Source organism: Pseudomonas linyingensis (assembly GCF_900109175.1).
GTDB classification, from domain to species: domain Bacteria; phylum Pseudomonadota; class Gammaproteobacteria; order Pseudomonadales; family Pseudomonadaceae; genus Geopseudomonas; species Geopseudomonas linyingensis.
Map to the genome: position 1 here is coordinate 35,265 of NZ_FNZE01000021.1, position 11,827 is coordinate 47,091.

Consider the following 11,827-nt stretch of genomic DNA (forward strand, 5'->3'; position numbering starts at 1 on the left):
GGGGGGGCGCCGAAGCGCCCCCCTTTACTACGGACCTGCCGATCACTCGGCCAGCTTGAAGGTGATGAAGCTGGCGCGTCCCTGGCGCAGCACGCGCATCGACACGCTGCGGTTCTTCGGCAGCGCCTCGGCGACCTTGCCGAAGGTCTTGGCCGAGTCGATCGACTGGTTGTTCAGGTGGGTGATCACATCGCCGGGACGCAGGCCGATCAGCGCCGCCGGGCCGTCCTGCACCTCGCGAATCAGCGCGCCGCCCTCCACTTCCAGGGCCTTCTTCTGCTCCGCGGTGAGGTCGACCACGGTCACTCCCAGACGATTGCTGCTGCGCTCCGCGCCGCCCTTGGCGCCAGCCGCGGCGATGGCCTCACCGTCGTCCGGCAGTGCGCCGATGGCCATAGTCAGCTGCTGGCGGGCGCCGTCGCGCACCACATCCAAGGTCACCTTGGTGCCCGGCTTGAGGCCGCCGACCAGATGCGGCAGATCGGCCGACGCCACGATCGGCTTGCCGTCGAGGGCGAGGATCACATCGCCCACACGCAGGCCGCCCTTGGCGCCTGGGCTGTCTTCCAGCACTTGGGCCACCAGCGCGCCGGCCGGCTTGTCCAGACCGAAGGTTTCCGCCAGATCCTTGCTGACCTCCTGGATCACCACACCCAGCCAGCCGCGGTTGACCTTGCCCTCCGCCTTGAGCTGCTCGGCCACGTTCATCGCCACGTCGATCGGAATCGCGAACGACAGGCCCATGAAGCCGCCCGAGCGGGTAAAGATCTGCGAATTGATGCCGACCACCTCACCGTCCAGGTTGAACAGCGGACCGCCGGAGTTGCCGGGGTTGATCGCCACGTCGGTCTGGATGAACGGCACGTAGTTCTCGTCGGGCAGGCTGCGCCCCTTGGCACTGACGATGCCGGCGGTGACCGAGTGGTCGAAGCCGAACGGCGAACCGATGGCCACCACCCATTCGCCGACCTTGAGGGCTTCCGACTTGCCCAGCTTGACGCTCGGCAGCCCCTTGCCCTCGACCTTGAGCAGCGCCACGTCGGTGCGCGGATCGGCGCCGACCAGCTTGGCCTCCAGCTCGCTACGGTCGGACAGGCGCACGATGATCTCGTCGGCGTCGGCCACCACATGATTGTTGGTCAGCACGTAGCCGTCCGCGGAAATGATGAAGCCCGAACCCAGCGACTGCGCCTCGCGTTTGCGCTGCTGTCCCGGCGGCAGCTGCGGGATGCTGCGCTCGAAGAAGTCACGGAACATCGGCGGCAGGCCCTCGAGGTCGGGCATCATCTGCGGCGGCATGCCGGCAGGCTGCGCTGGCAGGGTCTGCCGGGTGCTGATGTTGACCACAGCCGGCGAAGCCTGCTCGACCAGTTCGGTGAATTCCGGCAACTGGGCGTGGGCCACCAGTACCTGAGCCATCGCCAGCACGGCGGCCAGCGACAGCAGGGCGCGTTTCAGGGTACGCATGAATCTTCGACTCCCTTTGAGAACAACCTTCAGGATCAACGACTTTCCGTGGGCATGGCTCGCACGGCCAACTCCGCCCGCAGCACCACTGGCTGCAGGGCCGGATCGGCCTCGCTGCGCCGGCTGTGCCAGCGCACCAGCCACCACACCGCGAGGAATCCGCCGAGGCTACTCAGAATGACAAAAGACTCGGCCAGCGCCAACCATTGTGCCAGCATTGCACCGGCAAACAGGCCCAGCAACGGTAGTAGGTAGACCCGCAGGGAACTGCTCACCAGCAGATCCTCGCGGATGCCGATGACCACGCCATCGCCCACCGCCAACTGCAGATCGGTCAGCGCCCGCACATAGCCGCGCTTCTGACCGACGCCCAGCTTCTCCATCAAGCCCTGACCACAGCCGGCATTCGCCGAGCAGGCCGAGCAGGTGCTGCGGCGCAGGGTCTCCACCCACACCGCTCCCTCTTCGAGCGCGACGACCCGCCCCGGCTCTTCAATCATGCCGCGGTCACCTGCATGTCGCTATCACTCCGCCTGGCCGCCTGCCGCTTCCACGGCCGACTTGGCGGCGTCGACCGGCAGCTCGCGCAGCAGCTCGCCCGCCTCCGCGGGAGCAGCCGACTGCGCCTCGACCGGGGCGGTCGGGAAGCTGGCCAATACCGCCGCCCCCTGCGGAGCGACGACCGGACGCAGCTCCTGCTGCGGCAGCGTCGGCTGCTGGGCCAGCTGCGGCGCGAGGGCGGCATCGTCCTGGCCGTTGTAGAAGCGCACGCCGACCAGCACTGCCAAGGTCACCGAGGCGGCAACCGCCACACGACCGAAACGTGCCCAGCCGGAACGCGCCGCAGGGACAGCCGGCGCGACCACCGGAGACTCCTCGGCGGCGATCGCCGCGGACACTGCGGAGGCCAGATCCAGTCCAGGAACCACGGTCTGCTTGTGCATCACCGCCCGGGCCAGCTGGTAACGCGACCAGCGCTCGCGAACCGCGGCGTCCTCTCCGGCAGCCGCCAGCACGCGCCGCAGCTCCAGTTCATCAGCTTCGCCGTCCATGACGGCGGACACCGACTGATCCAGGACTTCACGACTCATGGTATTCCTCTCTTGGCTTTCGCCGGGTTTTCAGCCTTCGTGCAGCAGCGGCTGCAGGGCCTTGTCGATCGCTTCACGCGCCCGGAAGATCCGCGAGCGCACCGTACCTACCGGACACTGCATGGCAGTGGCAATTTCCTCGTAACTCAAACCCTCGAACTCGCGCAGGGTCAGGGCAGTGCGCAGATCCTCGGGCAGCTGCTGGATGGTTCGATGCACCGTGGCCTCGATCTCATCGCGCAGCAGGGCGCGCTCCGGCGTTTCGAGGTCCTTGAGGGCATGATCGCCTTCGAAGAACTCGGCATCCTCGGCGCTGACATCGCTGTCCGGCGGCCGCCGACCGCGCGCCACCAGGTGATTCTTCGCCGTGTTCACGGCAATCCGGTACAGCCACGTGTAGAAGGCGCTGTCACCGCGGAAGTTGGCCAAGGCACGGTAGGCCTTGATGAACGCCTCCTGCGCCACATCCTGAGCTTCCTGGGGATCGTGCACGAAACGCACGATCAGCCCGAGAATCTTGTGCTGATACTTGAGGACCAGCAGATCGAACGCGCGCTTGTCGCCACGCTGGACCCGCTCGACCAGCAGCTGATCCGGTTCCTGGGTTTGCATTCATGCTCCTTCAAACGCCCGGAGAGAACTGCGCAGCCCAGTTGATTCGGTCTGGTTGAATAGACCCGGGCCCTGCGCAAAAGTTCGTCTCTGCGGACACCTTCTCCCGCGGCCACACGGGCCGGGGTACGAAAAATCAGACGAGGCCGCGCCAGGCACCTCGCATTGTTGAGTCTGCAGCGCAACAGTCGCGCAACACCGGCCAAGTCGCCGGGCGGCCGCCTGCAGGACAACCTCGCTAAGAACGCAGACACCTGCTCAAGTTCATTTATATTGTGCCGACTGGCCCTTCTATATACTAGGGCGCGACCTACAGCGGAACGGCGCACATGAGCCAACACTATCAGCACGACGTACTGATCATCGGCAGCGGCGGCGCCGGCCTGTCCCTCGCCCTCAACCTGCCGGCGCACCTGCGCGTGGCCGTGCTGAGCAAGGGCGACCTCGCCGGCGGCTCGACCTACTGGGCCCAGGGCGGCGTGGCGGCGGTACTCGACGACAGCGACAACATCGAATCGCACGTGCAGGACACCCTCACCGCCGGCGCCGGCCTGTGCCGCGAGGATGCGGTGCGTTTCACCGTCGAGCACAGCCGCGAAGCCATCCAGTGGCTGATCGACCAAGGTGTGCCCTTCACCCGCGACGACGAGCACCACGACGGCGAGCACGGCTTCGCCTTCCACCTGACCCGCGAGGGCGGCCACAGCCATCGGCGCATCATCCATGCCGCCGACGCCACCGGCACGGCGATCTTCAATACCCTGCTGGCGCGCGCCCGGCAATGCCCGAACATCGAACTGCTCGAACAGCGCGTGGCGGTCGACCTGATCACCGAGCGCAAGCTCGGCGGCAAGGGCCGCCGCTGTCTGGGCGCCTACGTGCTCAACCGCGCCAGCGGCGAGGTCGACACCTTCCGCGCGCGCTTCGTGGTCCTGGCCACCGGCGGCGCGGCCAAGGTCTACCTGTACACCAGCAACCCGGACGGCACCTGCGGCGACGGCATCGCCATGGCCTGGCGGGCCGGCTGCCGGGTCGGCAACCTGGAGTTCAACCAGTTCCACCCGACCTGCCTGTACCACCCGCAGGCGAAGAACTTCCTGATCACCGAGGCGGTGCGCGGCGAGGGCGGCCTGCTCAAGCTGCCCAACGGCGAGCGCTTCATGGAGCGCTTCGACCCGCGTGCCGAACTGGCCCCGCGCGACATCGTCGCCCGCGCCATCGACCACGAGATGAAGCGACTGGGTATCGACTGCGTGTACCTGGACATCAGCCACAAGCCGGCCGAATTCATCAAGAACCACTTCCCCACCGTCTACGAGCGCTGCCTGCAGTACGGCATCGACATCACCCGCCAGCCGATCCCGGTGGTGCCGGCGGCGCACTACACCTGCGGCGGCGTGGTGGTCGACAGCCGCGGCCACAGCGACGTGCCGGGCCTGTACGCCATCGGCGAGACCAGCTTCACCGGCCTGCACGGCGCCAACCGCCTGGCCAGCAACTCGCTTCTGGAGTGCTTCGTCTACGCCCGCTCGGCGGCCGCCGACATCGTCAGCCAGCTGGAGCGGGTCGCCATGCCGCAGCAGCTGCCGACCTGGGACGCCAGTCAGGTGACCGACTCCGACGAGGACGTGATCATCGCGCACAACTGGGACGAGTTGCGGCGCTTCATGTGGGACTACGTCGGCATCGTGCGCACCAACAAGCGCCTGCAGCGCGCCCAGCACCGCGTGCGCCTGCTGCTCAGCGAAATCGACGAGTTCTACAGCAACTACAAGGTCAGTCGCGACCTGATCGAGCTGCGCAACCTGGCCCAGGTCGCCGACCTGATGATCCAGTCGGCGATGCTGCGCAAGGAGAGCCGCGGCCTGCACTTCACCCTGGACTATCCCGGCCAGCTGCCGAAGGCCGGCGATACCATCCTGGTGCCGCCGGGCTATCAGCCCGACTGAGACGGCGGCAGCGCTTGCGGGCTCGCGTCCGCCACTGGCGCCCAGCGCCGGCGGCTGAACTTCAGGCGCACGCGCAGGCGTCGATGCAGACTCTGGCTCAGGCTGTCGGCGGGAATGCACAGGCCGCGGGCGAACCACTGTCCCGGGCGACGAAACTGCAGGATGACCGCCGGCGGCAGGGCCAGGCTGCCGGGGCGCAACTGCACCGCGACCCAGCCCTCGGCGGCATTGCGCAGCTGCCAGCCTTGCGCGTCATGGCGCAGGCCGGTGAAGGCGTGGGGATGGGTCAGCAGGATCGCCCGCGGCAGCGTCCATGTGGCATGGATCAGACAGAGCAGGAGGCCGGCAGCCTGCGCCCAGCCTGGCAATGCGGCGAGCAGCAGGGCCAGCAGCGCCAGCCCCAGCGCGCCCAGATAGAGTGCCAGCAGGCGCCGCGACGGCCGCCAGTGGCACTCGAACGGTTCACTTCGGCTGGACACGGTCCAGGATCATGCGCACCAGGCGCATGTGATCGGCATTGTCGGATACGCTGTAGCCCATGAACCAGCTGAACAGGTCCGGGTCCTCGCACTTGAGCAGGTTGCGAAAGCGCTCCTGATCGGTGGCTTCCAACTGCCCATAGGCCTCGTCCAGAAACGGCTTGAACAGCACGTCCAGCTCCAGCATGCCGCGCCGGCATTCCCACTGCAGTCGCTTCAGTTCGATGTTTTCTTCGGTCATCTCGGCCTCCTCGGCAATGCCGCGCATTATAACCATGCCCCCTGCCACCGCCAGTGCGGCTGACAAGCATCGGCGGGGCGCTCTATTATGGCCACCCCGATTCCCGTTCCGGCGACCGACATGCCCGCATCCGCTTTCTTCTGCCAACTCGACCACGAAGGCGTCATCGCCGTCCGCGGCGTGGACGCCGCCAAGTTCCTCCAGGGCCAGCTGACCTGCAACCTCAACTACCTGAACCTCGACACCAGCAGCCTCGGTGCCCGCTGCACGCCCAAGGGCCGCATGCTGTCGAGCTTTCGCATCGTGCCGCTGGGCGACGGCTTCGCCCTGGCCATGGCCCGCGAACTGCTGGAAGCGCAGCTGGCCGACCTGAAGAAATACGCGGTGTTCTTCAAGGCCCAGCTGAGCGACGAAAGCGCGGCGTGGGTGCGTTTCGGCCTCAGCGAGGGTGACGGCGTGCTGCTCACCCTCGGTCTCGACCTGCCGGCGCAGGCCGGCAGCGTGGCCCGCAGCGGCGCGCTGCTGGCCGTGCGTCTGCACGAGGGGGGCTGCGAACTGTGGGCGCCGGCCAACGAGGCCGACAGCCTGCGTCCACGCCTGGCCGCCCAGCTGCGCGAGGGCAGCCTCAACGACTGGCTGCTGGCCCAGGTGCGTGCCGGCGTCGGCCAGGTGTTCGGCGCCACCCGCGAGCTGTTCATCCCGCAGATGCTCAACCTGCAGAGCCTCGGCGGAGTGAGCTTCAAGAAGGGCTGCTACACCGGCCAGGAGATCGTCGCGCGCATGCAGTACCTCGGCCGCCTCAAGCGCCGCCTGTACCGCCTGCATATGGATGGCGGCGAACTGCCGGCACCCGGCGCCGAGCTGTTCTCCCCGGTGCACGGCTCCTCCGTGGGCGAAGTGGCGCTGGCCGCGCGCAGCCAGGACGGCATCGAACTGCTCGCCGTGCTGCAGGACAACGCCGTCGAGGACGGCCGCCTGCACCTGGCCAGTATCGAAGGCCCGGCGCTGCAGTTGCTGGAGCTGCCCTATACGATCGACAGCGACCGCGACATCCAGCATTGAGCCACTCACGATCTGCTGCGCGTCGGCCATGCTGCATTGAAATCGGTTTCGGAATGCTCATTTGCAACCAGCAAACTCCGCTTCCTCAACCGATTTCGCGGGGCCGCCGAGGTCTTGCCTGACCTTAGCTCGCAAGATCGTGAGCAGGCTCAGGGGCCCTATGTAGTGGTCAAGCCATCCCGGACATTGGGTTAAGTTTTTTCTCGGCCACGGCGGGCGGCAGCCCATCATTGGCCTGATGCGGTCTGAGCCAGTTGTATCGATGCATCAGGTAATGGCTGATATCCCGCTGTGCCTCTCGGGCCGTCATGTAACCCGTGGAGGGTATCCACTCGGTCTTCAGGCTGCGAAACAGCCGCTCCATCGGAGCATTGTCCCAGCAGTTTCCGCGTCTGCTCATGCTCTGCCGCATGCGGTAACGCCATAGCCGTTGCCGGAACAGGCGACTGGCATATTGGCTGCCCTGATCGGAATGGAACATCACCTGTTGCGGCCTGCCACGCTGTTCGTACGCCATGTCGAGGGCTCGAACCGCCAGCTCGGCATCCGGCCTGTTGGAAAACGCCCAGCCCACCACGCGGCGTACATGCAGATCCAGAACGACCGCCAGGTAATGCCAGCGGCCATGAGCCCAGACGTAGGTAATGTCACCACACCAGACCTGGTTGGGGCGCTCGACAGTGAACTCGCGGTTCAGCAGGTTCTGGATATCGGGCCGCTCGAGAGTGGCCTGTTTGTAGGCGTGAGAGCCAGGCTGCTTGCTGACGAGGCCCAGCTCACGCATCAGACGTCGAACCCGAAAACGGCCAATCACCACACCCTGCTCACGCATCATGCCCATGATGCTGCGGCTGCCCGCAGATCCTCGGCTGTCACTGAAAAGCTGGTTGACCTGGCTACGCAAGGCTACACGACGAGCATCGGTTCGATGGCGGCGGACGCGATAGTCGTAGTAGCAAGAGCGGGGTACATCGAAAGCTGAACAGACCATTTCCACGGGCTCCTGCTCACTCAACTGGTCTATCAGCGCGTACGTTCGAGTTCGTCCGCCATCAAGAGAGCGGTAGCCTTTTTTAGGATCGCTTTCTCCCGCTCCAGCCGGTTGATCCTGGCTTCCAGCTCCTGGATCTTCTGCTGCTCGGGAGTCAGCGCCTTGCCCTGCGGGGTGATGCCGTTGCGCTCATCCTGAAGCTGTTTGATCCATCGACGCAGCGCCGATTCCACCACCCCCAAGGACTGGCAGGCCTCCACCACGGTGTACCCCTGATCCATAACCAGAGTCGCGGCTTCGCGCTTGAACTCGGTTGAGAATGTACGTCGCTGTCTACTCATCGAACACCTCTCTAATGGCGATGATTTTCGCCTAAATCGGTGTCCGGGATCAGTAGATCCACTACACTACCCCGCTGGCGGAAACTCCACCCTTACGCGCAATCCGCCCGCCGCGCCGTCCTCAAGGCTGATCCGCGCGCGGTGGGCGCGGCAGATCTCGCCGACGATGGCCAGGCCAAGACCGGCCCCCGTGCCACCGGCGCTACGCCGGTAGAAGCGCTCGAACACCTTCTCGCGCTCCTCGGCCGGAATCCCCGGGCCGTCGTCCTCCACTTCGAGAATCGCCGGCGCCAGCACGCGCAGGATCACGTTGCCGCCGACCGGCGTGTGCGCCAGGGCGTTGTCCAGCAGATTGCACAGCAGCTCGCTGAGCAGGGTCGGCTCGCCGTCGACCCACACCGCCTCCTCCGCTTCCAGCGCCAGGGCCACGCCGCGCCCATGGGCCAGCGGCGCCAGCGCCAGGCCCAGCTCGCGGGCCACGGCACCCAGTTCCAGACGCTGCGCGCCGCCCTCGGCGATGGCCCGCGCGCCGCTCTCGATCCGCGCCAGCGACAGCAGCTGGTTGGCCAGCTGGGTTAGCCGCTCGGTGCTGCCGGCGGCTTCGTCGAGGGCAAGCCGCCACTCCCCGGCATCCTCCGCGCGACGGCCCAGTTCCAGGCGCGCCTTGAGCGCGGCCAGCGGCGTGCGCAGCTCGTGGGCGGCCTCGGCGATGAACTGCGCCTGGCGCTCGAACAGGCCGCGCAGACGGGCGTTGAACTGGTTGAGGGCGTCCACCAGCGGCCCCAGCTCGCGCGGCAGGTCGGCCTCCGGCAGCGGCTGCAGGTCGTCGCTGGCGCGCGCCGCCACCGCCTGGCGCAGCTGCTCCAGCGGGCGCAGCGCCAGACTCACCGCCAGCCACACCAAGCCCAGCGCGGTGAGCGCCAGCAGGCCCATGCGCCACAGGGTGCCGACCAGCAGCTCGCGGGCCATGCGCTCGCGGGCGCCACGGGTCTCGGCCACGCGGATCTCGGCAATGCCCTCCAGGTCCGCTTCGCTGACCGGCTGCAGCAGGCTGACCACGCGCACCTCCTGCTCGCGGTAGACGCCATCGTAGAAGCGCGCCAGCGCCGGATAGTCGTCGGTGCGCTTGACCTTCGGCGCCGGCGCCGGCAGCGCCTCGTAGCCGGAAACCAGCGCGCCGAGCGGATCGAGCACCTGGTAGTAGATGCGCCCGGCGCTGTCGTAGGCGAAGGTGTCCAGCGCCACGTAGGGCACGTTGGCCTTGAGCTGGCCGTCGCTGCTGTACAGGCCGTCGGCCACCGCGCGCGCCGAGGCCAGCAGGGTGCGGTCGTAGGCGGTATCGGCCGCGCGCCGCGCGCTCCAGTAGCCGCTCAGGCCGCCGAGCAGCAGGATCAGTGCCAGCAGCAGGGCCAGCCGGCGCAGCAGACGCCCGCGCAAGCTGCTGCCGCGCAGCTCAGCCATCGCAGGCCTCCAGCAGGTAGCCGAGACCACGGAAGGTGACGATACGCACCCCTCGCCCTTCCAGCTTCTTGCGCAGGCGATGGATGTAGATCTCAATGGCGTCGGGACTGGCCTCCTCGTCGAGGCCGAACACCTGGGCGGCCAATTGCTCCTTGCTCATCACCCGGCCGGGGCGGGCAATCAGCGCCTGCAGCACCGCCTGCTCGCGCGAGGTCAGTGCGAGCACCTCCGCGCCGAGCGTGAAGCGCCGGGTGCCGAGGTCGTAGACCAGCGCGCCGCAGCGCTGCTGCTGCTCGCCGCCCTGCACGCTGCGACGCAGCAGGGCCTTGACCCGCGCCTCCAGCTCGGACAGCTCGAAGGGCTTGGCCAGGTAGTCGTCGGCACCGAGATTGAGTCCATGCACGCGGTCGGCCACCTCGCCACGCGCTGTGAGCATCAGCACCGGCAGGGTCTTGCCGCGATCGCGCAGGCGGGCGAGCACCTGGAAGCCGTCGAGGCGCGGCAGGCCGACGTCAAGGATGGCCAGCGCGTAGTCCTCGCTGGCCAGAGCATGATCGGCGGCCACGCCGTCGGTCAGCAGGTCCACGCTCCAGCCGGCGCCGCGCAGGGCCTGGGCCACGCTGGCGGCCAGGGAGGGATGGTCTTCGACCAGCAGGATTCGCACGAAAAAGTCTCCGAAGTCTTGTCGTTATGCGTCGAGTGTAACGGTAGCCACACCGCGGCGAGCGCATCTGCGACTTTCTTTCAGCCTGAAAGCCAGGCGAAAGCTTCGCTCCCTAGCATCCTTCATGGGCGCTCCCAGCCCACGCGGCAGCCCGGCTGCCGACGACAACAACAATGACTGGAGATACCGCGATGCCGACTGCCGCCTGGCAGGCCCTGCCGCCTGTCCGCCGCCTGGCCCTGGCCATCACCGCCTGCACCCTCGCCCCGCTGGCCCACGCCGGCTTCGTCGAGGACAGCAGCGCCACGCTGACCACCACCAACATCTACTTGAACCGTGACTTCCGCGAAGGCTCCGGGCAGAACAAGCGCGAGGAATGGGGCCAGGGTTTCCTTCTCGATATCCAGTCCGGCTACACCGATGGCAGCGTCGGCTTCGGCCTCGACGCCCTGGGCATGCTCGGCGTCAAGCTCGACTCGGGTGGCGGGCGCACCGGCACCGACTTGCTGCCGGTGCAGGACGACGGCGGCACCCCGGACCAGTTCGGCCGCCTGGGCCTGACCGCCAAGGTCAAGGTCTCCGCCACCGAGCTGCGCTACGGCTCGCACGTCCCCGAGCTGCCGGTGGTCAAGGCCAGCGACAGCCGCCTGCTGCCGCAGGTGTTCGAGGGCGGCCTGCTCTCCTCGAAGGAAATCGACGGCCTGACCTTCATCGGCGGGCGCCTGAACCAGGTGATCGACCGCGCCTCGACCAACTCCGAGGACCTGCTCCTCAACAGCAAGAACAGGCGCTTCGTCAGCGGTGTGAGCAGCGACCACCTCGATCTCGCCGGTCTCGACTACCAGTTCAGCAAGGCGCTGACCGGCCGCTACTACTTCGCCGATCTGGATGACGTCTACCGCCAGCACTACTTCGGTCTGCTCGCCAAGCAGCCGCTGGGCGCCGGCACTCTGAGCGCCGACCTGCGCGTGATGCTCAGCGACGACAGCGGCGCCGCCAACGCCGGCGAGATCGACAACCGCGCGCTCAACGGCATGCTCGGCTACGGCCTGGGCGCCCACAAGTTCAGCCTCGGCTACCAGCAGATGAGCGGCGACACCGGCTATGCCTACATCGACGGCAGCGACCCGTTCCTGGTCAACTTCGTGCAGATCAACGACTTCGCCAACGCCGACGAACGCTCCTGGCAGGCCCGCTACGACTTCAACTTCGCCAGCCTGGGCGTACCCGGCCTGAGCTTCCTGACCCGCTACGTCAAGGGCGACAACGCCGAGGTCGCCGGCAGCAGCCTGGAGGGCAGCGAGTGGGAACGCGACATCGAACTCAAGTACGCGGTGCAGAGCGGCCCGCTCAAGGACCTCTACGTGCGCCTGCGCAACGCCAGCTTCCGCTCCAGCTTCGCCCGCGATGCGGACGAGAACCGGGTAATCGTCGGCTACAGCCTGCCGATCTGGTAAGCCCTGCCCCAC

At 67.3% G+C, this 11,827-nt stretch carries 12 protein-coding genes; 3 read left to right on the forward strand and 9 right to left on the reverse strand.

Features of this window, described 5'->3' with window-relative positions; all coding sequences use genetic code 11:
* Positions 1-42: 42 nt before the first annotated feature.
* From BMZ19_RS19760 to rpoE, 4 genes are read right to left on the reverse strand one after another with little or no spacing between them, the layout of a single operon-like run.
* Positions 43-1,467 carry a DegQ family serine endoprotease gene (locus BMZ19_RS19760; RefSeq protein ID WP_090313298.1) on the reverse strand — a complete coding sequence of 475 codons (1,425 nt, stop codon included), beginning with the start codon at positions 1,465-1,467 and terminating at the stop codon, positions 43-45.
* Between the two features lie 35 nt (positions 1,468-1,502).
* Positions 1,503-1,967 carry a SoxR reducing system RseC family protein gene (locus BMZ19_RS19765; RefSeq protein ID WP_090313299.1) on the reverse strand — a complete coding sequence of 155 codons (465 nt, stop codon included), beginning with the start codon at positions 1,965-1,967 and terminating at the stop codon, positions 1,503-1,505.
* A 24-nt stretch (positions 1,968-1,991) separates the two neighbouring features.
* Positions 1,992-2,558, reverse strand: a complete 567-nt coding sequence (locus BMZ19_RS19770) for a sigma-E factor negative regulatory protein (RefSeq protein ID WP_090313300.1) — start codon at positions 2,556-2,558, stop codon at positions 1,992-1,994.
* Positions 2,559-2,588: 30 nt separating this feature from the next.
* Positions 2,589-3,170 (reverse strand): RNA polymerase sigma factor RpoE/AlgU, encoded by a 582-nt coding sequence (gene rpoE, locus BMZ19_RS19775; RefSeq protein ID WP_090313301.1) that lies wholly within the window; start codon positions 3,168-3,170, stop codon positions 2,589-2,591.
* Positions 3,171-3,499: 329 nt separating this feature from the next.
* Here rpoE and nadB point away from each other — a divergent pair, with 329 nt between their 5' ends.
* Positions 3,500-5,119, forward strand: a complete 1,620-nt coding sequence (gene nadB / locus BMZ19_RS19780; protein WP_090313302.1) for an L-aspartate oxidase — start codon at positions 3,500-3,502, stop codon at positions 5,117-5,119.
* Here nadB and BMZ19_RS19785 read toward each other — a convergent pair.
* Positions 5,107-5,598, reverse strand: a complete 492-nt coding sequence (locus BMZ19_RS19785) for a protein YgfX (protein ID WP_090313303.1) — start codon at positions 5,596-5,598, stop codon at positions 5,107-5,109. The two genes, nadB and BMZ19_RS19785, sit on opposite strands and share 13 nt — an antisense overlap.
* Positions 5,582-5,839 (reverse strand): FAD assembly factor SdhE, encoded by a 258-nt coding sequence (locus BMZ19_RS19790; RefSeq protein ID WP_090313324.1) that lies wholly within the window; start codon positions 5,837-5,839, stop codon positions 5,582-5,584. The genes BMZ19_RS19785 and BMZ19_RS19790 overlap by 17 nt, the downstream gene beginning before the upstream one ends.
* A gap of 120 nt (positions 5,840-5,959) precedes the next feature.
* Between BMZ19_RS19790 and ygfZ the strand changes: the two genes are divergently transcribed.
* Positions 5,960-6,901, forward strand: a complete 942-nt coding sequence (gene ygfZ, locus BMZ19_RS19795) for a CAF17-like 4Fe-4S cluster assembly/insertion protein YgfZ (protein ID WP_090313325.1) — start codon at positions 5,960-5,962, stop codon at positions 6,899-6,901.
* A gap of 169 nt (positions 6,902-7,070) precedes the next feature.
* Here ygfZ and BMZ19_RS19800 read toward each other — a convergent pair.
* The 3 genes from BMZ19_RS19800 to BMZ19_RS19810 all read right to left on the reverse strand — a co-directional run bounded on the left by BMZ19_RS19800 (position 7,071) and on the right by BMZ19_RS19810 (position 10,358).
* A protein-coding gene (locus BMZ19_RS19800) for an IS3 family transposase (protein ID WP_090313304.1) occupies positions 7,071-8,233 on the reverse strand; the annotation gives its coding sequence in 2 pieces (ribosomal slippage) (positions 7,071-7,978 and positions 7,978-8,233; 1,164 coding nt in all).
* Between the two features lie 66 nt (positions 8,234-8,299).
* A complete protein-coding gene (locus BMZ19_RS19805; protein WP_090313305.1) occupies positions 8,300-9,694 on the reverse strand; it encodes a sensor histidine kinase in 1,395 nt (464 codons plus the stop codon).
* Entirely contained in the window at positions 9,687-10,358 is a 672-nt protein-coding gene (locus tag BMZ19_RS19810) for a response regulator (protein ID WP_090313306.1), read from the reverse strand. The genes BMZ19_RS19805 and BMZ19_RS19810 overlap by 8 nt, the downstream gene beginning before the upstream one ends.
* Before the next feature lie 191 nt (positions 10,359-10,549).
* Between BMZ19_RS19810 and BMZ19_RS19815 the strand changes: the two genes are divergently transcribed.
* The gene (locus BMZ19_RS19815) at positions 10,550-11,815 is read left to right on the forward strand and encodes an OprD family porin (protein WP_090313307.1); all 1,266 of its coding nucleotides are present in this window, start codon (positions 10,550-10,552) and stop codon (positions 11,813-11,815) included.
* The last annotated feature ends 12 nt before the right edge of the window (positions 11,816-11,827 follow it).